Origin of the sequence: Streptomyces sp. NBC_00209 (genome assembly GCF_045206345.1) — a bacterium.
GTDB lineage: Bacteria > Actinomycetota > Actinomycetes > Streptomycetales > Streptomycetaceae > Streptomyces.
The window spans coordinates 5,907,976-5,930,201 of the sequence record NZ_CP108121.1 but is presented as its reverse complement, the minus strand read 5'-3'; the positions used below and the strand labels follow the sequence as shown (position 1 = coordinate 5,930,201).

At 72.3% G+C, this 22,226-nt stretch carries 23 protein-coding genes; 6 read left to right on the top strand and 17 right to left on the bottom strand.

The window, feature by feature from the left end; genetic code table 11:
* Positions 1-31 precede the first annotated feature (31 nt).
* Positions 32-874, top strand: a complete 843-nt coding sequence (locus OG867_RS26965) for a siderophore-interacting protein (RefSeq protein WP_406289181.1) — start codon at positions 32-34, stop codon at positions 872-874.
* 218 nt (positions 875-1,092) lie between these two features.
* Here the strand turns inward: OG867_RS26965 and OG867_RS26960 are convergent, their stop codons facing one another.
* Positions 1,093-1,872 carry an ABC transporter permease gene (locus OG867_RS26960; protein WP_406289178.1) on the bottom strand — a complete coding sequence of 260 codons (780 nt, stop codon included), beginning with the start codon at positions 1,870-1,872 and terminating at the stop codon, positions 1,093-1,095.
* A gap of 100 nt (positions 1,873-1,972) precedes the next feature.
* On the bottom strand, positions 1,973-2,608 hold the full coding sequence (locus OG867_RS26955; protein ID WP_406289175.1) for a PadR family transcriptional regulator: 636 nt from the start codon (positions 2,606-2,608) through the stop codon (positions 1,973-1,975).
* Positions 2,609-2,828: 220 nt separating this feature from the next.
* On the opposite strand from OG867_RS26955, the gene OG867_RS26950 reads away from it, so the two are divergent.
* Complete coding sequence (locus tag OG867_RS26950; RefSeq protein ID WP_406289172.1) at positions 2,829-3,413, top strand: sigma-70 family RNA polymerase sigma factor; 585 nt, start codon at positions 2,829-2,831, stop codon at positions 3,411-3,413.
* Positions 3,410-4,171: an anti-sigma factor gene (locus OG867_RS26945; protein WP_328899353.1), complete on the top strand. Its 762-nt coding sequence runs from the start codon at positions 3,410-3,412 to the stop codon at positions 4,169-4,171. The genes OG867_RS26950 and OG867_RS26945 overlap by 4 nt, the downstream gene beginning before the upstream one ends.
* Positions 4,172-4,228: 57 nt before the next feature.
* Here OG867_RS26945 and OG867_RS26940 read toward each other — a convergent pair whose 3' ends face one another.
* The 5 genes from OG867_RS26940 to OG867_RS26920 are packed head-to-tail and all read right to left on the bottom strand — an operon-like array spanning position 4,229 to position 9,630.
* Positions 4,229-5,032 carry a DUF1295 domain-containing protein gene (locus tag OG867_RS26940; protein ID WP_406289169.1) on the bottom strand — a complete coding sequence of 268 codons (804 nt, stop codon included), beginning with the start codon at positions 5,030-5,032 and terminating at the stop codon, positions 4,229-4,231.
* A complete protein-coding gene (locus OG867_RS26935) occupies positions 5,029-6,360 on the bottom strand; it encodes a class I SAM-dependent methyltransferase (protein ID WP_406289167.1) in 1,332 nt (443 codons plus the stop codon). Before OG867_RS26935 ends, OG867_RS26940 begins: the two co-directional genes overlap by 4 nt.
* Positions 6,357-7,640, bottom strand: coding sequence for a cyclopropane-fatty-acyl-phospholipid synthase family protein (locus OG867_RS26930; RefSeq protein ID WP_328899356.1), 1,284 nt, complete (start codon positions 7,638-7,640; stop codon positions 6,357-6,359). Before OG867_RS26930 ends, OG867_RS26935 begins: the two co-directional genes overlap by 4 nt.
* Entirely contained in the window at positions 7,637-8,359 is a 723-nt protein-coding gene (locus OG867_RS26925; protein WP_406289165.1) for a DUF1365 domain-containing protein, read from the bottom strand. The genes OG867_RS26930 and OG867_RS26925 overlap by 4 nt, the downstream gene beginning before the upstream one ends.
* Positions 8,356-9,630 (bottom strand): NAD(P)/FAD-dependent oxidoreductase, encoded by a 1,275-nt coding sequence (locus OG867_RS26920; protein WP_406289163.1) that lies wholly within the window; start codon positions 9,628-9,630, stop codon positions 8,356-8,358. Before OG867_RS26920 ends, OG867_RS26925 begins: the two co-directional genes overlap by 4 nt.
* Before the next feature lie 207 nt (positions 9,631-9,837).
* Between OG867_RS26920 and OG867_RS26915 the strand changes: the two genes are divergently transcribed.
* The 3 genes from OG867_RS26915 to OG867_RS26905 all read left to right on the top strand — a co-directional run bounded on the left by OG867_RS26915 (position 9,838) and on the right by OG867_RS26905 (position 12,796).
* Positions 9,838-11,409 (top strand): molybdopterin-dependent oxidoreductase, encoded by a 1,572-nt coding sequence (locus OG867_RS26915; RefSeq protein WP_406291185.1) that lies wholly within the window; start codon positions 9,838-9,840, stop codon positions 11,407-11,409.
* Positions 11,410-11,518: 109 nt separating this feature from the next.
* Positions 11,519-12,166 carry a fasciclin domain-containing protein gene (locus OG867_RS26910; RefSeq protein ID WP_406289160.1) on the top strand — a complete coding sequence of 216 codons (648 nt, stop codon included), beginning with the start codon at positions 11,519-11,521 and terminating at the stop codon, positions 12,164-12,166.
* A gap of 240 nt (positions 12,167-12,406) precedes the next feature.
* Positions 12,407-12,796 carry an SPW repeat protein gene (locus OG867_RS26905; RefSeq protein WP_018103758.1) on the top strand — a complete coding sequence of 130 codons (390 nt, stop codon included), beginning with the start codon at positions 12,407-12,409 and terminating at the stop codon, positions 12,794-12,796.
* A gap of 56 nt (positions 12,797-12,852) precedes the next feature.
* Here OG867_RS26905 and OG867_RS26900 read toward each other — a convergent pair whose 3' ends face one another.
* The 10 genes from OG867_RS26900 to OG867_RS26855 all read right to left on the bottom strand — a co-directional run bounded on the left by OG867_RS26900 (position 12,853) and on the right by OG867_RS26855 (position 22,096).
* Complete coding sequence (locus tag OG867_RS26900; RefSeq protein ID WP_406289158.1) at positions 12,853-15,687, bottom strand: DEAD/DEAH box helicase; 2,835 nt, start codon at positions 15,685-15,687, stop codon at positions 12,853-12,855.
* A gap of 44 nt (positions 15,688-15,731) precedes the next feature.
* Positions 15,732-16,649 carry a diacylglycerol kinase gene (locus tag OG867_RS26895; protein WP_406289155.1) on the bottom strand — a complete coding sequence of 306 codons (918 nt, stop codon included), beginning with the start codon at positions 16,647-16,649 and terminating at the stop codon, positions 15,732-15,734.
* 17 nt (positions 16,650-16,666) lie between these two features.
* A complete protein-coding gene (tatC, locus tag OG867_RS26890; RefSeq protein WP_328899363.1) occupies positions 16,667-17,617 on the bottom strand; it encodes a twin-arginine translocase subunit TatC in 951 nt (316 codons plus the stop codon).
* A 51-nt stretch (positions 17,618-17,668) separates the two neighbouring features.
* Positions 17,669-17,953: a Sec-independent protein translocase subunit TatA gene (gene tatA / locus OG867_RS26885; protein WP_328899364.1), complete on the bottom strand. Its 285-nt coding sequence runs from the start codon at positions 17,951-17,953 to the stop codon at positions 17,669-17,671.
* Between the two features lie 221 nt (positions 17,954-18,174).
* Positions 18,175-18,372, bottom strand: a complete 198-nt coding sequence (locus tag OG867_RS26880; RefSeq protein WP_328899365.1) for a hypothetical protein — start codon at positions 18,370-18,372, stop codon at positions 18,175-18,177.
* A 14-nt stretch (positions 18,373-18,386) separates the two neighbouring features.
* Positions 18,387-18,665 carry a hypothetical protein gene (locus OG867_RS26875; RefSeq protein ID WP_328899366.1) on the bottom strand — a complete coding sequence of 93 codons (279 nt, stop codon included), beginning with the start codon at positions 18,663-18,665 and terminating at the stop codon, positions 18,387-18,389.
* Positions 18,666-18,681: 16 nt separating this feature from the next.
* Positions 18,682-19,638: a WYL domain-containing protein gene (locus OG867_RS26870; RefSeq protein ID WP_328899367.1), complete on the bottom strand. Its 957-nt coding sequence runs from the start codon at positions 19,636-19,638 to the stop codon at positions 18,682-18,684.
* Between the two features lie 14 nt (positions 19,639-19,652).
* Positions 19,653-20,606 carry a WYL domain-containing protein gene (locus OG867_RS26865; RefSeq protein WP_361035202.1) on the bottom strand — a complete coding sequence of 318 codons (954 nt, stop codon included), beginning with the start codon at positions 20,604-20,606 and terminating at the stop codon, positions 19,653-19,655.
* Between the two features lie 112 nt (positions 20,607-20,718).
* Positions 20,719-21,090, bottom strand: coding sequence for an FKBP-type peptidyl-prolyl cis-trans isomerase (locus tag OG867_RS26860; protein WP_328899368.1), 372 nt, complete (start codon positions 21,088-21,090; stop codon positions 20,719-20,721).
* Between the two features lie 43 nt (positions 21,091-21,133).
* Positions 21,134-22,096, bottom strand: coding sequence for an FKBP-type peptidyl-prolyl cis-trans isomerase (locus OG867_RS26855; RefSeq protein WP_406289149.1), 963 nt, complete (start codon positions 22,094-22,096; stop codon positions 21,134-21,136).
* Positions 22,097-22,226: the final 130 nt, after the last annotated feature.

The window sequence follows — 22,226 nt, the reverse complement described above, 5'->3', positions numbered from 1 at the left end:
TTTCCAATTCCGGCAGCAGGGAGCAGACCTCGTGGCAGATCGACCGGAGCGGCGGGCACCGAAGGCTCAGGGGGCGCAGGTCCTGCGCACCGAGCAGATCACCCCGCACATGATCCGGGTGGTGCTCGGCGGCGACGGTCTCGCCGCGTTCGCGCTCGCGGGCTTCACCGACCATTACGTCAAGCTGTGCTTCGCCCCCGAGGGCGCGGACTACACCCACCCCTTCGACATGGCCCGCATCCGCGAGGAGTACCCCCGCGAGCTGTGGCCCACCACCCGTACCTACACGGTGCGTTCCTGGGACCCGGCCGCCCGGGAGCTGGCGATCGACTTCGTGGTGCACGGCGACGAGGGCCTCGCCGGGCCCTGGGCGGCGGGCGCACAGCCGGGCGACCAGGTGACGTTCCTGGGCCCCGGCGGGGGTTACGCCCCCGACGCCTCGGCGGACTGGCACCTCCTGGCGGGCGACGAGAGCGCGCTGCCGGCCGTCGCCGCCGCGCTGGAGCGGATGCCGGCGGGGGCGGTGGTGCACGCGTACGTCGAGGTGGCGGACGCCGCGGAGGAGCAGAAGATCGCCACGCCGGACGGCGTGGAGGTCACCTGGCTGCACCGGGCCGGACGGCCGGTCGGCGCGGCGCTCACCGAGGCGGTAACGGGGCTGGAGTTCCCGTCCGGCCGGGTCCAGGCGTTCGTGCACGGCGAGGCGGGCTTCGTCAAGGAGGTCCGGCGCCACCTTCGGCTTGAGCGCGAGATCCCGGCCTCCCAGCTGTCGATCTCCGGCTACTGGCGGCTCGGCCACGACGACGAGGCGTGGCGCTCCGTCAAGCGCCAGTGGAACGAGCAGGTGGAGCGCGAGCAGGAGAGCGCGGCCTGACCTTCGTACGCCCCGCTGTGCCCCGGTCCGGCGGACCGGGGCACAGCCATGTCGCGGCTCAGGCCCCTCCGCCCCGCCCCCGGATCAGCCGGAGCCTGCGCTCGTGCCCGGCGTCGTAACTCGCCTGGTTGGGGCTGGTCACCCGGGGCCGGCGCGCCGGCTGGTGGGCCGGGAGCGGACTCCCGGCCCGGGCGGCGGGGCGGCGGACGGGCCGCCCGTCACACGGACTTCTGGTACGAGCGGAACGTACGGGTCGACAGCGCCACCGCGGCCGCGGCGAGCAGCGCGAGCCCGCCGCAACGGGTGACGACCAACTGCCACTCGGGATCGGCGCCCAGCGCGGACCGTCCGGCCACCATGGCCCAGTTGACCGGGTTGAAGGCCGCGATGTCCCGCATCCAGCCGGGCATCTGGCTGGGCGCCATGAAGGACGTGGACAGGAAGGTGAGCGGCATCAGCAGGAACGTGTTGATGCCGCTGATCGACTCCCGCTCCCGCACGATCATGCCCACGGCGTTCGAGAGCGCCCCGAAGACGGTGCCGAGCAGCACCGAGGCGGCGATCAGGATCAGCAGACCGGCCGCCCCGCCCGGATAGCCGGCCCCGGCCGCCCGGCCGAGCAGCAGGATGGCCATGGACTGGGCGGTGGTGGCGATGCCGTTCTGCACGACGTTGGCGTTCATCAGGGCGTTCCGGCTGACGGGCGTGGTCAGGAAGCGGTTGAGCGTGCCGCGCTCGATCTCCTCCAGGGTGCCCATGCCGGCCCACATGCTCGACCCCAGCGCGCTCATCACGACAATGCCGGGGACGAGGTAGTCCAGGTAGGAGGTGGTGCCGAAGCCGCCGAGCTCGACCACCTTCTTGAACAGGTCGCCGAAGAGGAAGAGCCAGATCACCGGCTGGATCAGGGCCATCGCCAGGAAGACGGGCTGCCGGAGGATCGCCCTCAGCTGCCGCTGCGTCATGTACCCGGTGTGGGACAGGGCCTGAGCGCTCATCGGGCGCCTCCCGCGAGGGCCGCCTCCACGGTGGTCCGGCTTTGGGGTTCGAGACCCCGGCGCGGACTGCTCCAACAGTCCGGTCGGGGTCTTTTTCTGCTTACGCCCGGTCTTCGAGGTCCTGCCAGTCCTGCGGGACCTCGCCGGTCTCGTGGAACGACCTCCACTCCTCGATGCCGCTGATGGTGGCCTCGCCGATCTCCTTGCGGAACGTACGGATCCACTCCAGCTGCGCCTCCAGCATGTGGAGCTGGTACTCCGTCTCCACGACGAAGACGCGGGGCACCGAGTCCCCGAGCTGGGCGAGCACCCCGCGCAGCGCCGCGGCCCGCACGATCTGCGCCTGCTCGCGGTCCGCGAGGAGCTCGTTCACCTCCTCCGGGGGCAGCGCGGGAAGCAGGGCCAGTGCCGTGTCGAAGACCGGGTACTCCTCGGCCGGCACCGCGATCAGGTCGGACAGCCAGTGCAGCATCTCGGCGCGCCCGGCCTCGGTGAGGCCGTACAGCGTGCGCTCCGGTCGGTTGCCCTGGCGTTGTACGCCCGCCACCTCGACGTAGCCGTGTTTCTCCAGGTTCTGGACGACGGTGTACAGCGAACCGAAGTTGATCTTCACGCTGTGCTGCTTGCCGCGCCTGCGGAGGGTCTGGGCGATCTCGTACGGATGCATGGACCGCTCGGCGAGCAGCACCATCACCGTGAGCGCCAGCGGATTGCCGAGCTTGCGCCGCTTGGTCACCGCCGCCCACCTCCGTACATTTGCTCGTCCACGCATACTCGTGGCCGAACATGGCTCGATTTCCGAGGGCGCGCCAACCGCGCTGTATCGCGATTCTTCGCGCCGTTTCCCGTGCCGGACCCCGGGAAACCGTGGAAGGATCTCCGGCTTCCGGCCAATCCGCCCGGGCACCGGCTCCGAATCACCCCCGGAGAGCGATGACCACCGAAGGGAACCCCGCGTGAAAGAAGCCGTGTACATCAGCGGAATGGCCTCGGCGGGGCCCGATCTCCAGGAGCTGATGGGGCAGGTCGCCCGGGGCGACCAGGACGCGTTCGCCCAGGTCTACGACGCGGTGAGCGGCCCGGTGCTCGGGCTCGTCCGCAATGTGCTGCGCGATCCCGCCCAGTCGGAGGAGGTCGCCCAGGAGGTCCTGGTGGAGGTGTGGCGCACCGCGTCCCGCTTCCAGGCCGCCCGGGGCAGCGCCATGAACTGGGTGCTGACCCTGGCCCACCGCCGCGCCGTCGACCGGGTGCGCTCCGCACAGGCGTCGGCCGCGCGCGAGCACAAGGCCGCCCTGCTCGACCGCACGCCCGCCTTCGACGAGGTCACCGAACAGGTCGAGACCCGGCTGGAACGCGAGCAGGTGCGCCGCTGCATGCGGACCCTCTCCGAACTCCAGCGGGAGTCCGTCACCCTGGCGTACTACCGGGGGCTGACCTATCGCGAGGTGGCCGAACTGCTCGCGGTACCGCTCGGCACGATCAAGACTCGACTGCGCGACGGGCTGATCCGGATGCGCGACTGCCTCGGGGTGACCTCATGACCGACGCCGGACTCCACACGCTGACGGGCGCCTACGCCCTGCACGCCCTGCCGGACATCGAACGCCGGGACTTCGAACGGCACCTGGGCGCCTGCGACGCCTGTTCCACCGAGGTGCGCGAGCTCTCCGAGACCGCGACCCGCCTCGGCCTCGCCGTCGCCGCGCCGGCCCCCCGGGAGCTGCGGGAGCGGGTGCTCCGGGAGATTACGACCGTACGCCAGGAGCCGCCCGCCCTCCCCCGCCGCGGGCGCTCGCCGGACCGGCGGGGCGGGGCGGCCGGATGGTCCCGGTTCGCCCTGGCCGCGTGCCTCGCCGGGGCGGTGGGCTTCGGCGGGATCGCCGTGTGGCAGCACCAGGAGGCGCGGGACGCCCAGCGGCAGGCGGACGCGACCCGGCTCCGGGCCGAGCAGGTGGCCCGGGTCCTCACCGCGCCCGACGCGAAGACCACGTCCGGCGCGCTGGACGACGGGGCGCAGGGCACGGTGGTGGTCTCCCGGCACGAGGACCGGGCGGTGTTCCTGGCCTCCGGGCTGGGCGAGGCACCCAGCGGCAAGGTCTACCAGTTGTGGTTCTCGGACGGCGGCACGATGCGCCCGGCGGGCCTGCTGCACGCCTCGGGCTCGTCCTCGACGACGTACACGACGCTGCTCGACGGCCCGGTCGACGGGGCCACGGGCATGGGCATCACCGTGGAACCGGCGGGCGGTTCGACGCGGCCGACCTCGGATCCGGTGGCGCTGATGGAGCTGCCCGCGTGAGGGGCGGGCCCGGGGCTCCCCCGGGCCCGCGCCTCTCAGTCCCGGTGGCGGGCGTGTTCAGCCTCTGCGCGGCGGGCGCGGGAAGAAGCCGCTGGTGCGCGCGGCGTACGCGGCGAAGCCGGGGCGGTCGGCCATGTGCCGTTCCAGGAGGGCCTTGCCGCTGCCGCCGATGAGCAGATACGTCATCAGGGCGGGCGCGACCAGCGTGGCGCCCGCGGCGGCCGGGGCCTGGCAGACGATCAGGAACAGGCCCCACCAGACGCAGAAGTCCCCGAAGTAGTTGGGGTGCCGGGTCCAGGACCAGAGCCCCTGGTCCATGATCCTGCCCCGGTTGTCCGGGTCGGCCTTGAACCGGGCCAGCTGGTGGTCGCCGACCGCCTCGAAGAACATGCCGAGCGCCCAGAGCGCCGCTCCGGCCCACGCCAGGGCGTTCACCGGCCCGGTGAGGTAGCCGGCCGCCTGCACGGGGAGCGAGATCAGCCAGACCAGGGCGCCCTGGAGGAGGTACACCTTCCGCAGGGCGTAGAGGTCCGGGTTGCCGGGCGCCTCGGCGAGCATCTTCTCGTAGCGCGGGTCCTCGCCGTGCCCGCGTCCGCGCCGGGCGATGTGCCACGCCAGACGCACCCCCCAGACCGCGGTGAGCGCCGTGACGAGGAGCCGTCGAGTGGTGTCCCCCTCCCCCGCGGACAGTCCGTACGAGACGAGTGCGACGGCGGCGAAGCCCAGACCCCAGGCGACGTCCACGCCCCGGTGCATGCCCTTGCGGACCCCGACGGCGAACGCGACGAGCAGGACGAGCAGCGCGGCGCCCGCGCAGGGCGCGAGACCCCGCGCGAACGCCTCCCAGGCGAAGCCGCTCATGACGCGTCCCGGGCCGCGCGCAGTCCGTCACGGGTGTCCGGCATCCCCGACTCGCCGTCACCACCGGGCCGTACGGCGAGGATCTGGTCCACGCCCATCCGGCGCTCCGCGAAGGCGAGGGCGCCACCGGCGAGATACAGCCGCCACACCCGTACGGTCTCCTCGCCGACCAGGTCCGTGAACCGCGCCTCGTTCTCCTCCAGGGTCCGGCGCCAGGCGTCGACGGTCCGGACGTAGTGCTCCCGCAGCCCGTGGACGTCGCGCACCTCAAGACCGGCGCCCTCCAGCAGCGCGACGGTCTCGCCGAGGGGGCGCATGTGCATGTCCGGCGCAATGTACGCCTCGATGAACGCTCCGCCGCCCGGCGCCTCCCGCCCGCGCGACATCTGCTGGACGAGCACCCGGCCGCGCGGGCGGACCATGCCGTGCAGGGTCGCCGCGAAGGCCGGGTACTGGGCGTCCCCGACGTGCTCGCCCATCTCGATGGTGGACACCGCGTCGTAGCCGCCCTCATGGTCCGGGGCGTCCGCGATGTCGCGGTAGTCGCAGCAGCGCACCTCGACCAGGTCGTCCAGGCCGCGTTCGGTCACCTGCCGGCGCACGTGGGCGGCCTGTTCGGCGGCGAGGGTGACGGCGGTGACGCGGACGCCGTGCCGCTCGGCCGCGTACAGGGTCAGTGAACCCCAGCCGCAGCCGATGTCCAGCAGCCGTGCACCGGGGCGCAGCCCGAGCTTGCCGCAGATCAGCTCCAGCTTGTCGCGCTGCGCGTCGGCCGGGCCGTAGCCGGGCTCCTCGCTGGTCCAGTAGCCGCAGGAGTACGCCATCGTCTCGTCCAGCAGGAGGGCGTAGAAGGCGTTGGAGAGGTCGTAGTGGTGGCTGATCGCCGCCCGGTCGCGGGCCTTGCTGTGCAGGGCGCCGTCGAGTCCGGTGGCGCGGGCGGCGGGCACGGGCGGCCTGGGCCCGGCCGCGCCCAGGCGCACGGCGGTGCCGGCGGCGCGCAGCCGGTCGGCGAGGCGCGGCCGGGGCGCGGCGAGTCCGCGTTCGCGTACGGCGCGGCGTACGGCCCGCGGTCCCTCGGCGAGGTCGCCCTCGATGTCGATGTCGCCGGTGATGTACGCCTCCGCGAGGCCGAGTTCGCCCGGTTCCCACAGGAGGCGGCGCAGGGCGCGGCGGGCCCGGACGTGGATCAGGGGGCCGTCGGCGGCGCCGGTCTCGCTGCCGTCCCACATGCGCACCCTGACCGGGAGCCGGCCGCCGAGGAACTGCTCGGCCAGGGGCTCGATGCGCTGGGCGGCCCCGTGGACGGGGCGCTTGTCGGTGAGTGTCATGCCGTTTCCTGTTCCTGACGGGTCAGCAGCAACTGCCGTACATCGAGGTAGCCGGAGCGGAAGCCCGCTTCGGAGTAGGCGAGGTAGAGGGTCCACATGCGGCGGAACGTCGCGTCGAAGCCGAGGGCGTCGACGGCCTCCGCCTCCGCGGTGAAGCGTTCGCGCCACAGCCTGAGCGTCTCGGCGTAGTGCGTGCCGAAGCCGTCGGAGCGCTCCACGCGCAGTCCGGTGTGGGCGGCCGTGACCCGGTCGATGGCCTCGGTGGAAGGGAGTTGGCCACCCGGGAAGATGTACTTCTGGATCCAGGTGAAGGTGTCCCGGCCGGCCCGCATGCGGTCGTCGGGCATGGTGATGGCCTGGAGGGCGATCCGGCCGCCGGGGGCGAGCAGCCGGTCCAGGGTGCGGAAGTAGACGGGCCAGAACTCCGCGCCGACCGCCTCGATCATCTCGACGCTGACGATCGCGTCGTACGTCCCCTCGATCTCCCGGTAGTCGCACAGCCGGACGTCGACCCGGTCCGCGTGGCCCGCCGCCGCGATCCGCCGGAGGGCGAGGTCGCGCTGTTCCCGGGAGAGGGTGACGGAGACGACGTGGGCGCCGCGGGCGGCGGCACGGAGCGCGAGTTCGCCCCAGCCGGTGCCGATCTCCAGGAGCCGGGTGCCGGGGCCGACGGCGGCCAGGTCGAGCAGCCGGTCGATCTTCCGGTGCTGGGCGGCGGGGAGCAGAGCCGGCTCGGCGGGGAAGCCGCGGAACAGCGCCGACGAATAGCTGAGCGTCTCGTCCAGGAAGAGCGCGAACAGGTCGTTGGACAGGTCGTAGTGGTGGCTGATGTTGGTCCGGGCCCCTTCGCGGGTGCCGTTCTGCGCCTCGGGGTGGCGGCGCGCCCACAGTCCGCGCAGCCGTTGCAGGGGCGGCGGGACCAGGGTGGCGACCTGACCGGCCAGGACGGTCAGGACGCCGACGGGGTCGGGCGCGTCCCATTCCCGTGCCATGTACGACTCGCCGAAGCCGATGAGCCCGGCCGCGCCGATCCTGCGGAAGAAGGCGTCGGGGTCGCGGACGTCCAGCAGCGGGCCGCCGAGCCCGATGTCCTCGCGCCCGTCGAGGCGCACCCGCAGCGGCAGCCGGGCCAGGGCGTGGCGGACGATCCGCTCGGCGACGGCCGTCCGGAGCCGGGAGGCGCGGGGCAGGGCCACGACGTCCGGCCAGCGTGCCGGGTCGACGCCCACGGCCGCGGCGGGGGCGGGCACGGACGGGGTACGGAACGTGGAGGCGGTCATCGCATGCCCTCCTGGGCGCGGTGGTGGGGGCGGGGCCGGACGGGCAGCCCGCGCAAGTAGAGGCGTATGCCGTGCAGGCGGATGGCGGCCGATGCGACGGCCGTGGACCAGGGGTGCCGCACGGCCAGGCCGAGCAGCACGCGGGTGGTCGCCGGCCGCCGCTCGCCCCGGACGGTCGCGGTGAACGGGCGGGTGCCGGAGCGTTCCAGGTGGACCGTCAGCCGCAGCTGCGGGCCCGGTTCCGGCAGGCGCATCCAGTACTCGCCGTCGGTGCCGAAGAACGGCGATACGTAGAACTCCTTGCTGGTGACCGACCGCCCCCGGTCGTCGGGGCGCAGCAGGTAGGAGTGGCGTTCGCCGTAGGTGTTGTGCACCTCGGCGACCGTGCACAGCGGGGTGCCGTCGGCGCGCCGGCACCAGTAGACGGTGAGCGGGTTGAAGACGTAGCCGAGGACCCGGGCCTGGGTCAGCATGAGGACGGTGCCGTCGGCGAGGTCGATGCCGCGCGCGGCCAGGAAGCGGGCGAGCCCGGCCCGGATCGTCGGGGCGGTGCCGCCGAAGTGGTCGCGGGCGTCGAAGCGGGCGAGGAAGCGCAGGGCGCGCGGGAGCGGCTGGGGCCCGTCGGGGTCCGTCAGCCACAGGTAGGTGCGGTGGTGGAAGCCGTACCGGGTCGGCGCGGTCCGTATGTGGCTGATCGTGCACGGGTAGAGGGCGTTCACCAGTCCACCCCCAGGGCCGCCGCGGCCTCGGCGCCCGAGCGGCAGCCGTCCTCGTGGAACCCCCAGCCGTGGTAGGCGCCCGCGTAGGCGGTGACCGGCCCGGACAGGGCGGGCAGCCGGGCCTGGGCGGCCACGGACTCCGGGGTGTAGACGGGGTGTTCGTAGAGCATGCGGGCCCGGACGAGGCCGGGGGCCACACGGTCGGCGCCGTTCAGCGTGACGACGTAGGTCTCCGGGGCGTCGAGCCGCTGGAGCCGGTTCATGTCGTAACTGACGGTGACGTGGGAGGCGTCGGCGGCGCAGTCCGGCATCAGGTAGTTCCAGGAGGCGCGGGCGCCGGTCGCCGTGGGCAGCAGCCGGGTGTCGGTGTGCAGCAGGGTCGCGTTGCGGGAGTAGCGGAAGGCGCCCAGGGTGCGGGTCTCGTCGTCGGTGGGGTCGGCGAGGAGGCGGAGGGCCTGGTCTGGGTGGGTGGCGACGACGACATGGTCGAAGGGCTCGGTGGTGCCGTCGTCCGTGGTGATCCCGACGCCGTCCGCGTGCCGCCGGACCGCGCGGACCGGGGTGGCGGTGCGGACGGCGGAGAGCTGCTTGGTCACGCGCTCCACGTAGGTGCGCGAGCCGCCGGTGACGGTGCGCCAGGCCGGGGAGCCGCCGATCGCGAGCATGCCGTGGTGATCGAGGAAGCGGAAGAGGTAGCGGGCCGGGTAGCGCATCGCGGTCACCGGGTCGCAGGACCAGACCGCCGCCACCACGGGTGTCAGGAAGTGCGCGGTGAAGTAGGGCGAGAAGCGGCCGCGTGCGGCGAACTCGCCCAGGGTCAGCGTCTCCGCGTCCGGTCCGCCGTCCCGCAGCAGCCGCCGGGCCAGCCGGTGGAAGCGGGGCACGGCGGCGAGCATCCGGGGATAGGCGGGATCGCGGAAGGACGCCGGACGGGCGAGGAGACCGGCCGGGCCGCGGGCCCCGGCGTACTCCAGGCCGCATCCCTGGCACCGGACGGACATGCTCATCTCCGACTCCTGCGTGGGCACACCGAGTTCGGCGAAGAGCCGGAGCAGGTGCGGGTAGGTGCGCCGGTTGTGCACGATGAAGCCGGAGTCGACGTGGTGGACGCGGCCGTCGGCCCCGGGCAGGTCGTGGGTGTGGGCGTGGCCGCCCACCCGGTCGTCCGCCTCGAACAGCGTCACGTCATGGGCCCTTCGCAGGATGTGGGCGGCCGTGAGTCCCGCCACCCCGCTGCCCACGACGGCCGTGCGTCGCCGCCTGTCGCTCATTGCGCTCCTTCCGGACCGGCCCCGCCGCCCTCCCCCGGAAGCGGAGGCGCGGCGGATGCCTCTTTGGAAGTGATTCGTCGCAGGCCGCCCGGCGGATTGGCGGAACCCGGCGTTCATCCGATCGGGTGACAGACCAATCCGCTCGGCGCTCGGCGCCGAATCCCCGTCGTGAGTGAAGAGCGGAACGATCCGGAGAGCGGGCCCGTCATGTCCCGGCGGTCCCGCTGGGTGCGTGCGGCCTGCGCGGCGCTCGGTGGCGTGATCGCCGGGTTCGCCGCCCTGGCCGTCGCCGAGTTGGTGGCCGCGCTGGTGCGTCCCGAGGCGGGTCCGGTCGCGGCGGTGGGCGGTGCGGTGATCGACCGCACTCCCCCGGCGCTCAAGGACTTCGCCGTACGGAACTTCGGGACGAACGACAAGCTGGTCCTGGAGCTCGGGATCCTGGCGATCCTGGCGCTGTTCGCCGTGGCGGTCGGGTTGCTGACGCTCCGCCACCGGCTCGCCGGATCGGCGGCCGTGCTGGTCTTCGGCGCGGTCGGCGCGACGGCGGCGGCCGGCCGGCCGGAGAGCCAGGTCTCGGACGCCCTGCCCTCCGTGGTGGGCGCGGTGCTGGCCGCGGGGGTCCTGTACTTCCTCGCCGGTCGTCTGTCCCCGGCCGCGGCCCCCTCCTCGGGGGAGGGAGCCGCGAGCGGCTTCGACCGGCGCGGGTTCGTCGTCGCGGCGGGTGTCGCGGCGGTGGCCTCCGCCGGGGCGGGGCTGCTGGGGCGGCGGCTCACCTCGGCCGTGCAGGCCGGGGCGGAGGCGTCCCGGCGCGATCTGAAGCTCCCCGTGCCCGCCTCGCCCGCCCCCGCCGTACCGGCCGGCGCGGCGCTGGCGATCCGGGGGCTGAGCCCGTTCGTCACGCCCAACAAGGACTTCTACCGCGTCGACACGGCCCTGGTCGTGCCGAGGGTGGACGCCGGGGAGTGGCGGCTGCGGATCCACGGCAAGGGCGTGACCCGTCCGGTGACGCTCAGCTTCCAGGACCTGGTGCGCCGGCGGGCCGTGGAGCGCGACATCACGCTGACCTGCGTCTCCAACGAGGTGGGCGGACCGTACGTCGGCAACGCCCGGTGGCTCGGCGTGCGCCTGGCCGACCTGCTGCGCGAGGCGGGGGTGCGGCCGCCGTCCGAGGGCGGACGGGCCGACCAGCTCGTGGCGCGTTCGGTGGACGGCATGACGATCGGCACCCCGGTCGAGGACGTCATGGACGGCCGCGACGCCCTGCTCGCCTTCGGCATGAACGGGGAGCCGCTGCCCTTCGAGCACGGCTTCCCGGTCCGGATGGTCGTCCCCGGCCTGTACGGATACGTGTCGGCCTGCAAGTGGATCAAGGACATCGAGCTGACCACCTTCGACGCGTACGACGCGTACTGGGTGAAGCGGACCTGGTCCCGGCGGGCGCCCATCAAGACCCAGGCCCGCATCGACACCCCGCGCCCCTTCGCGTCCCCGAAGGCGGGCACGGTGGCGGTCGCCGGGGTCGCCTGGGCCCAGCACCGCGGGATCACCCGGGTCGAGGTCCGGGTGGACGGCGGCCCGTGGCACCCGGCGCGGCTCGCGGCGCCGGCCGGCCGTGACATCTGGCGCCAGTGGGTGTGGGAGTGGCCGGCCACCCCGGGCAGCCACACCCTGGAGGTCCGCGCGACCGACAGCACCGGCGCCACCCAGACCGCCCGGCGCGCCGGCACCGTGCCCAACGGCGCCACCGGCCGGCACTCGGTGGTGGTCGACGTGTCCTGACGACGCGGCCCGCCGCCTCCGCCCGACACGCGCACCGCCCGCCCGGGCCGCGCGCACCCCAAGCCAATTACCGTACGCAATCAACCGATTACCCACACAGGAGAACACCATGAAGGTCATCCACGCCCGCCGCGCCGCCGTGGCGCTGTCCGCCGCGCTCGTCCTGCCGCTGGCCCTGACGGCCTGTTCCGACGACTCCAAGGACAGCGCGTCCGGATCGAGCGCCAGCTCCGCGAAGGCCCCCACCTCGCCGTCCGCCGAGAAGTCCATGGACACGGACAAGCCCTTCGGCCCGGCCTGCGCCTCGGTCCCGAAGAGCGGCGCGGGCTCCTTCACCGGCATGGCGAAGGACCCGGTGGCCACGGCGGCCTCGCACAACCCGGCCCTGTCCACCCTGGTCACCGCGGTCAAGAAGGCCGGTCTGGTCGACACCCTCAACAACGCCCATAACATCACCGTGTTCGCCCCGACCAACGACGCCTTCGCCAAGGTCCCGAAGGCCGACCTCGACAAGCTGCTCGCCGACAAGGCCGCGCTCACCAAGGTCCTCACGTACCACGTGGTGGGCCAGAAGCTGACGCCGCAGCAGCTGGAGAAGGGCTCCTTCGAGACCCTGGAGAAGGGCGAGCTGACGACCTCGGGCTCGGACATGACGTACACCGTGAACGACTCGTCAAAGGTCGTCTGCGGCAACGTCCCCACGGCCAACGCCACGGTCTACATCGTGGACACGGTCCTGATGCCGCCCGCCGCCTGACCACACCCCCCGCGGTGGGCCACCGGCCCACCGCGGGACCCCGGGCGGGCCGGTGCGGATCCTGCGGAATCCAGTCGCCTTGAACCTACACATAAGCGACGGATAAGAGCAGAATGGACAGTGCGGGCCGCTTCCCGCGCGTGGCGGTGACCGGGTCCGCATGATCCGAAGGGGACGAAACTGATGTCAAACGTCTCGCACGTCGGCCACGACATGGCCGGACACCCCGATGCAACGGAAATGAGCGACCGATACGCCCGCGTGATGGGCGGCCGCGACGTGGCGCTCGTGGACGCGCCGGTCTTCCTGGTCGGTCTCTACTGCGCCGTCTCCCCCTGGGTGCTGCACTTCACCACCTCGCAGTCCGCACTGGTGACGCACAACCTGGTCATGGGCATCGCGATCGCCGTGCTCGGCCTCGGGTTCACGGCGATGCCGCAACGGATGTACGGCCTGAGCTGGGCCATCTGCGCCATGGGTGCGTGGATGATCATCTCGCCCTGGGTGGTCGGCAGCAGCCCGGACACCGGCGTCATCCTCAACAACGTCATCATCGGCGGACTCACCGCCCTGCTCGGGCTGGTCTGCGCGGGCGCGTCGATGAAAATGAGCCGAGGCGGCCGGTCCTAGAAAGGGAGCCGCACAGAAGCCGACCGGACCGCGCGCCCGGCCGGCTTCCGCGTGTCTCAGCCCAGCGAGCTGTACGCCACCACGCCCCGCAGCACCTCGTCGACCGCCTTGCGGGCGCTCCGGGACACCGTGCTGTTCTCGCGCGGTGCGGCGGCGGCCACCTGGCCCAGCACGTCGATGACCTGCTTGCACCAGCGCACGAAGTCGCCCGCCGGCATGTCCGCCTCGCGCAGCACCTCGTCCAGCGGGCGGCCGGACGCCCACATGTACACCGCCCAGGCGAAGCCGAGATCGGGCTCGCGCTGGCCCACCCCCTCGGCCTGGTTGATCTTGAAGTCCTCCTCCAGGGAGTCGAGCCGCCCCCAGATGCGGACCATCTCACCCAGCGCGGTCTTCGCGGGCCCCGACGGCAGCTTCGGCGCCACCGCGTCGTCGGCCTGCCGCGCCTCGTACACGAGGGCGGAGACGCAGGCCGCGAGCTCCGCCGCGTTCAGCCCCTCCCAGACGCCGGCGCGCAGGCACTCGCTCGCCAGCAGGTCCAGCTCGCCGTAGAGCCGGGCCAGCCGCTTCCCGTGCTCGGTGACCTCGCTGCCGCGCAGGTAGTCGAGCTCGGTGAGCAGGGCGACGATCCGGTCGAAGGTGCGGGCGATGGTGTTGGTGCGCCCCTCGATGCGGTGCTCCAGCTGCCGGGTGTCGCGCTGGAGCCGGTGGTAGCGCTCGGCCCAGCGGGCGTGGTCCTCGCGCTCGTCGCACCCGTGGCAGGGGTGGGCGCGCAGCTCGGCCCGCAGGCGCGCGATCTCGCGGTCGTCGGCGGCGGGGGCGCGCCCCCGGCGGTGCCGGTCCGGGACGATGTGCCCGGCCTTGGTCCGCAGCGCGGAGGCCAGGTCCCGGCGCGACTGCGGCGAGCGCGGGTTGAACGACTTCGGCACCCGCATCCGCTCCACGGCCTCCACGGGCACCGGGAAGTCGATCGAGGCGAGCCGCTTCACCTGCCGCTCGGCGGTCAGCACCAGCGGGCGGGGCCCGTCGTGGTACTCCATGCCGCGGTGCCCGTGCCCGTTGGTACGGCCGGCCGGAAGCCCGGGGTCGAGGACGAGCGCGAGGCCGGCGAACTTGCCGGTCGGCACATGGATGACGTCGCCGGGCTTCAGCTTCTCCAGGGACGCCGCGGCGGCGGCCCGCCGCTGCGAGACGCCCTGCTTGGCCAGCTCCGTCTCCCGGTCCTTGAGGTCGCGGCGCAGCCGCGCGTACTCCTCGAAGTCACCGAGATGGCAGGTCATGCCCTCGCGGTAGCCCTCCAGGCCCTCCTCGTTGCGCTGGACCTGGCGGGAGATTCCGACCACCGACCGGTCCGCCTGGAACTGCGCGAAGGAGGTCTCCAGGAGCTCGCGCGAGCGGTGCCGCCCGAACTGGTGGACCAGATTCACGGCCATGTTGTACGAGGGGCGGAAGCTGGAGCGCAGCGGATACGTGCGGGTGCCGGCGAGTCCGGCGAGGGCGCCCGGGTCCATGCCGCGCTGCCAGAGCACCACGGCATGGCCCTCGACGTCGATCCCGCGCCGCCCGGCCCGGCCGGTGAGCTGGGTGTACTCGCCGGGGGTGATGTCGGCGTGCTGCTCGCCGTTCCACTTGACGAGCTTCTCCAGGACCACCGAGCGGGCGGGCATGTTGATGCCGAGCGCCAGCGTCTCCGTCGCGAAGACGGCCTTGACGAGGCCCCGGACGAACAGCTCCTCGACGATCTCCTTGAACCTCGGGAGCATCCCGGCGTGGTGCGCGGCGATGCCCCGCTCCAGGCCCTCCAGCCACTCGTAGTAGCCCAGGACGTGCAGGTCCTCGGACGGGATGGACGCCGTCCGCTCCTCCACGATCTCCCGGACCAGCCGGCGCTTCTCGTCGTCGTTGAGCCGGAGCCCGGCGTGCAGGCACTGCTGGACGGCGGCCTCGCAGGCGGCCCGGCTGAAGATGAACGTGATCGCGGGGAGCAGCCCCTCCGCGTCCAGCCGGTCGATGACCTCGGGGCGCGAGGGCGTCCAGATCCGGCTGCGCTGGCGCCGCTCGCGCTCGCGGTCGGCCTCGCGGACCATCTTGCCGCGGCGGCGGTCGCGGGGGTTGTACCCGCGCTGGTTCTCCATGCGGGCGAGGCGGACGAGATCGGGGTTGACCTCGCGGCGGCCGACGCCTCGGCCGCCGTGGTCGGTCTCCTCCTCGAAGAGGTCGTACATCCGCCGCCCGGCCAGCACGTGCTGCCACAGTGGGACGGGCCGCTGCTCGGAGACGATCACCTCGGTGTCGCCGCGCACGGTGTCCAGCCAGTCGCCGAACTCCTCCGCGTTGGACACGGTCGCCGACAGGGAGACCAGGGTGACCGACTCGGGGAGGTGGATGATCACCTCTTCCCAGACGGCGCCCCGGAAGCGGTCGGAGAGGTAGTGCACCTCGTCCATGACCACGTGTCCGAGGCCGTTCAGCGCCTGGGAGCCCGCGTACAGCATGTTCCGCAGGACCTCGGTGGTCATGACGACGACCGGGGCGTCCGCGTTGACGCTGTTGTCACCGGTGAGCAGGCCGACCTTGTCGGAGCCGTAGCGCCTGACCAGGTCGGCGAACTTCTGGTTCGACAGGGCCTTGATCGGCGTGGTGTAGAAGCACTTGCGGCCCTGCTCCAGGGCGAGGTGCACGGCGAATTCGCCGACGATCGTCTTGCCCGAGCCGGTGGGGGCGGCGACGAGCACGCCCTTCCCGCCCTCCAGCGCCTTGCACGCCTCGATCTGATACGGGTCGAGATCGAAGTCGTACATCTCGCGGAACGGCCCGAGAGCGGTCGCCTGCTCGGCCGCCCGGAGCCGGGAAGCCTGGTAGCGCTCAGCTGGTGAGAGGTCGTCTGTCATCTTGCTGTCGAGCCTACCCGCCACCTCTGACAGTGACGCGATCTTTAATCGCCCATGGTCCGCGCTTCGGGCCCCGCTCCCAGCACCCGCACCGCGCGCGGCACGCAGGCGGCGGTCAGCGGGAGCGCGCCGAGCGGTTCGCCGTCCGCGTAGGCGCTGACGCCGACGGCTTCGAGGGTGACCGACGAGGCCCGGTGCACGGTGACGACGGGGTGGCCGAGGTGGGTCCCCTTGTACACCCGGGGGAAGACCTTGAGCAGGGTCGTACGACTGCACTCGCCGACCACCGTGATGTCGAAGAGACCGTCGTCCATGACCGCGTCGGCGCACATCCGCATGCCGCCGCCGTACGAGGTGCCGTTGCCCACCGCGACGAGCGTCGCCCGAAGCTCCCGGGGCGGCCCCCCGTCGAGCGTCATGCGGTACGTGACCGGCTTGAAGGCGGCCAGCTCGGCGAGGATCGCCAGGTCGTACTTGAAGCGGCCGCCCCAGCGCATCCGGTTGCCCCGGTCGTTGACCCGGGAGTCGAAACCGGAGGCGAGCACGGAGCCGAACCAGCGCTCCCCGGCCCGGCCGAGGTCGATCTCGCGCACCGGCGCCCGGCCCTTGAGCGCGGCGGCGGCGAGCCGGCCCGCCGCCCCGGGGTCGCGTATCGGCAGGCCCAGGGCGCGCGCGAAGTCATTGCCGGTCCCCACCGCCACCACGCCGAGCGGGGTGAGCGTCCCGGCGACCGCCTGGAGCGCCAGCGACATGAGCCCGTCCCCGCCGACGGCTATGAGCGCGCCCGTCCCCTCCGCGACCGCGTCCCGGGCCCGGCGCAGCGCGTCACCCGCGTCCTCGCCGAGGATCGTGCGCACGGAGAAGCCGGCCTCCCGCAACGCGGAAGCGGCCGGCTGCGCGGCTCGCGCGCCCCGGCCGCGTCCCGCGGTGGGATTGACGAAGAGGGTGATCTCGCTGGTCACCCGGGGACCCTACAAGGTCAGGTGATGTCGTCGTAACCGTCGCGCGCCGAGGACCGTCCGCCGTCGGACTGACCGGGCAGCGTCGGTGACGCCGACACATGCTCCATGTCGCCGATGTCGTCGGGGGTGAGGTCGAGCTCCGACGCCTCGTCGTCATCGAGGTCGGCGTCCGGGTTGTTCCGCTTCCGGCGCCGGTCGTTGGCCAGACAGATGCCGAGCGCGATGAAGTACAGCAGGACGATGGGCGCGGCCAGCGTGATCATCGTGAGCGGGTCCCCGGTCGGGGTCGCCACGGCGGCGAAGATCGTGATACCCATGACCATCCAGCGCCACCAGGAGCCGAGCCGCCTGGCCGTGAGCACCCCGGTGAAGTTCAGCAGGATGAGCAGCAGCGGCAGCTCGAAGGCGAGCCCGAACACGACCACCATGCGCGTGATGATGTTGAGGTAGTCGTCGATGGGCAGCAGGGGCTTCGTGTTGTCCGGGGTGAATTCCTGCAGCACGGACACGGTCTGCGGCATCAGGATGTAGGCGAGAGCGGCGCCCACCAGGAAGAGCGGGACCCCGACGCCGACGAAGCCGAGCGCGTACCGCTTCTCGTGCTTGTGCAGACCGGGGGCGAGGAAGGCCCACAGCTGGTAGAGCCAGACCGGGGTGGAGAACACCACGCCTGCCATGAGGGAGACCTTGAGGGCGATGGAGAAGGGCGCGACGACACCCTGCACCGTCATCTCGGCACACGGGTTGCCGTTGGCCTGCTTGCTCTCACCGTGGGCGCAGCCGACCGACTCCAGGACCGGGCGGATCAGGAAGTTGATCAGGTCGTTGTAGAAGAAGGCCGTGACCACCGTGATCACGAGAATCCCCACAACCGCGATCAACAGTCGGTTACGCAACTCTCGCAGGTGATCAGCGAGAGCCATCCGCCCCTCGCTGTCCTTCTCCTGCTTGCGGGCAGACTTGAGCAACCCACTTCCCTCGTCTCGTGCGGCGGCTGACGGAAGAGTCCGTCAGCGCGGTCAGCTCTGGGTGGTGGGCTTCGCTTCGCTCACCGGGCGGGAGCTCGTGACGTCACCGGGCGCGGCCTGGATCGTACGGGCTGCGGCCTGCGGGGCGTCGGCGGGGGCGTCCGTGGTGGCGGTGACCGTCGGCTCGTCGTCCTTCTTCATGGCCTTGGCCTCGCTCTTGAGGATGCGGGCCGACTTGCCGAGCGAACGGGCCATGTCGGGAAGCTTCTTGGCGCCGAACAACAGCAGGATGACAGCGATGATCAGAACGATCTCGAGAGGCTTCAGATTGCCCATGGTGTGCTTCCTTCTGGCTGAGGCGGCTGGAGGTGGGCTCGCTGCCCTTGGGTGGCGGATACACATCCGACGATTCGCCGGCAGCGATCGTAACCCGCGGGAGTAAACGCGAGGCAATGCCCGTGCATACTTTCGATAGCGGCCCGCACCTCCTGCCTGGGCCGTCCTTCAGCAGCGTACCCCCCGGTCCTCCGAAACAGGAGGCCGCGTCTACGGCGCCTCTAGGGCAGCGTCTCCCCCGTGGCGGCGAGCCGTTCGGCCGCGCGTTCCAGGTCGTCGGCGGCTCGGTTGATGCGCTCCGTGGTGCGGGTCACCTGGTGGCCGAGGCGCTGGGCCTCGACGAACACCCTGATGGCCAGCAGGCCGAGCACGGCGATTCCGAGGAATCCCAGGGCGATGGCGAGCATGGGCCAGAACATGCGCGAGGAGCCTTTCAGGAGCCGGTGTGCAGACGCAGCGTGCGGACGCCGCCGTCGGTGAGGAGCTCCACTATCCGCTCCCCCGCCGGCTTACGGACGCACGCGGCGCAGTCGGGGCAGGTGAAGGAGTAGAACGTGGTGCGGCTGGTCGCGCCGATCACCAGCCGGAACTCCGCCGCCGCCAGCTCGAACCGCGCGCGGCAGTCCGGGCAGGCGGCCTTGAAGCGCGCCGACTCCGGCACCGCCACGGTGGGTACGGCGGCGCGGCCCGGCCGCGCGGACAGGTGGCCCATGGGTGCGGCCGCCCCCTCAGACCGTGCCGTCGTACGCGGCGAGCGCCGCCCGCGCCGCACTCCGCGCGCTCCCGGCCAGCTCCGGGGGCGAGACGATGCGCCCCTCCCGGCCGAGCCGCAGCGCGAGCCGGCGCAGCGAGGCCGGGTCCGGGGTGCGCAGGGTGATGCGCATACCGCCGTCGGGCCGCTCCTCCGCCAGGTCGTGCGGGTAGTACTCGGCGACCCAGCGCCCGCCGGGGCCGACCTCGATCACGACCTCCGGGTCCTCGGCGGCCGGCTGGACCAGCCCCTCGGACAGGTCCCGCAGCTCCAGCTCGGGCGGGGCGGCGGGCTCGTCGAGGAGCCGGATCTCGGCGACCCGGTCGAGGCGGAAGGTGCGCCGGTCCTCGGATGAGCGGCACCACGCCTCCATATAGGTGTGCCCGACGGCGAAGAGCCGGATCGGATCCACCTCGCGCTCGGTGAGCTCGTCGCGGGCGGGCGAGTAGTAGCGCAGCCAGAGCCGGCGCCGCTCCGAGATCGCCCGGTCCACCTCGGCGAAGACGCCGCCCTCGGACTCGAAGGTGACCGAGAGCCGGGAGCTGGCGGCGCCCACCTCTCCGGCGGCGGTCTCCAGCTTGGCGGTGGCCCGCAGCAGCGCCTGCCGGTCGCTCTCGCGCAGCCCGGGCAGGGTCGCCACGGCGCGGGCGGCGACCAGCAGGGCCGTCGCCTCGTCGGCGGCGAGCCGCAGCGGTTCGGCGACGTCGTCCGCGTTGTGCCACCAGATGCGGTCGCCGTCGGTGTCGATGTCGAGCAGGTCGCCGCCCCGGAAGCTGGTCCCGCACATGGGCAGCACGTCCAGGTCGGAGATCAGCTCGTCCTCGGTGATCCCGAAGGCCCGGGCGACGTCCTGGACGTGGGCGCCGGGGCGCTCGCGCAGGTACGTCACCAGGGAGAGCATCCGGCGCGTCTGGTCGATGGCGTTCGTGGCCATGGAATTCGGTCCCCTCAGTCCTTGGCCACGGCGCGCAGCCGGTCCACCACGTCGGCCCGCAGGTCCTCGGGTCCGGTGACGACGACGTCGGGCCCGAACTCCACGAGCCAGGCGTCCAGGCCGTGTCCGTACGGGATCTCCAACTCGTCCCACCCGTTCCCGAGTTCCCGGACCGACAGGGCCCGGGCGCGCAGCGGGTAGCCGGAGTCGGTGCGGAGCCTGATCAGGGCGGTCCGGGTGGCCGTCTCTCCGGCCCAGCTCTCCACGGTCTCGCGGACGGTGACCACGTCGGGCACCTCGGCGGTGAAGGCGCCGGCCCGGGAGCGCACCTTGCCGGTGATCCGGGAGAGCCGGAAGACGCGCTCGGCGCCCCGCTCCCGGTCCCAGCCGGCGAGATACCAGTGGCCGCGCCAGCATTCCAGGGTCCACGGCTCGACCTGGCGCTGCTCGGGCTGGGCGGCGTTGGCCTTGCGGTAGTCGAAGGTCACCGGGCGGCGGTCCCGGCAGGCCAGCATCAGAGGTTCGAACGCGGCCTCGTGGACGGGGATGCGGGGTTCGAGGGCACTGTGCACCTCGTAGGTGTCCTCGGTCTCGGGCATCCCGGCCGCCCGCAGCTTCTGCAGGGCGCCACTGGCCGCGCCGGCGAGGCGGGCCTGCTGCCAGACCTTGGCGGCCAGGCCGAGCGCGGCGGCCTCCTCGGCGTCCAGCGTGATGGGCGGCAGCCGGTTGCTGTCGCGGCGGGCGAGGTAGCCGGTGTCGCCGTCCAGGTTCTCCACGGTCTCGATGACCAGGCCGAGCTCGCGCAGGTCGTCCTTGTCGCGCTCGAACATCCGGTTGAAGGCATCGTCGGAGGCCGCTTCGAGGTACGCCTCGATGGAGCCGCGCAGCTCGCGCTTGCTGAGCGGGCGCCGGGTCCCCAGCAGACACAGCGCCAGATTCATCAGCCGCTCGGCCTTGGCAATCGCCATTGACGCCCTTTCCCTCGTGCTCTACGACGCTCGACCGTACCGCCCCGGGGTGTCCGGACAAAAGCGAGGGCCCGTGCCTGGTGGCACGGGCCCTGCTCGTCCTACGCGCGGATCAGACGGCGATCAGGTCGCAGACGAAGATCAGCGTCTCGCCCGGGGCGATCGCGCTGCCCGCGCCGCGGTCACCGTAGCCGAGGTGCGCGGGGATGGTCAGCTGGCGACGGCCGCCGACCTTCATGCCCTGCACGCCCTTGTCCCAGCCCGCGATGACCTGGCCGGCACCGAGCTTGAACTGCAGCGGCTTGCCGCGGTTCCACGAGGCGTCGAACTCCTCGCCGGTGGAGAAGGCGACCCCCACGTAGTGGACGGAGACCATCTGGCCGGCCTTGGCCTCGGCGCCCTCGCCCTCCCAGATGTCCTTGATCTCCAGGTCGGCCGGCGGCTCGCCGCCCGGGAAGTCGATCTCGGGCTTGTCGATGCTCACTGACTTGCTCCTCTTACTGATGAACTGGGCAACCGGGACAGTCTTACATCTTCGCCAGGAGGTCCACGGCGAACACCAGCGTGGAGTTGGCGGGGACGCCCGACTGCTCCTTGTCACCGAGGCCCTGGTCCGGCGGCACGACCAGCAGCACCCGGCTGCCGATCTTCTTGCCGACCAGGCCGTCCTTCAGGCCCTTGAGGGTGACCTGCGCCAGCGGGAAGGTCTGCGTCTTGCCCGTGGTGTACGTGTTGTCGAACTCCTTGCCGTCCTTCCAGAGCTTGGCCACGTAGTTCACGACGACCGAGTCGCTCTCCTTGACCACGTCTCCCTTGGACTCCAGCACGTAGTCGGAGACCAGCTTCTTCGGCGGGGCGACCTTGCTCGGGATGGTCAGGCTCGGTGCCTTGCCGTCGGTGTTGGTGCCCACCTTCGGCAGGTCCGTGTTGTCCTGGGCGACGGCGGTGCCCTTGGCCGAGGCCGGGATCTGCTTCGCCTTCAGGATGTCCACGACGAAGACCAGGGTGGCGTTCGCCTTGATGTCGCCCTGGCCCTGGGCCCCGTAACCGAGGTCCGGCGGGATGACCAGCTGGACCCTGCTGCCGACCTTCTGGCCGACCAGGCCCTTCTCCCAGCCCTGGATGACCATGCCCGCGCCGAGCGTCAGGTCGAACGGCTGCTTGCGGTCGAAGCTGTTGTCGAACGGCTTGGTGGAGTCGTACGCCTGACCGAGGTAGTTGACCTGGGTCACGTCGCCGTTCTTCAGCTTCGCGCCGTCGCCCTCGCTGATGACCTTGGTCTTCAGCTCCTTGGGCGGCGTACCCGTGCCCTTGGCCAGGGTGGGCTTCTCGCCGAACTTCTCGCCCGCGGTGATGGCGGGGAAGCCGCCCTTGGAGGGGGCGGACGCGGAGGCGGAAGCGGAGTCGGAGCCCTTGTCGTCGTCGCTGCCGCAGGCCGCTGACGACAACAGCAGCAGGGGGACGACGAGAAGGCCGGCAAGTCGGCGCACTGGTTCCTCAGATCTCAGACGGCATTGTGGGGGACACGCCCCAGGGGGGACCCGGGACCCCGCCACTCTAGGCCGTGCGAAGGGCCCCGTACGAGGAACGTACGGGGCCCGAGTCGCACCGGCGCCGGAG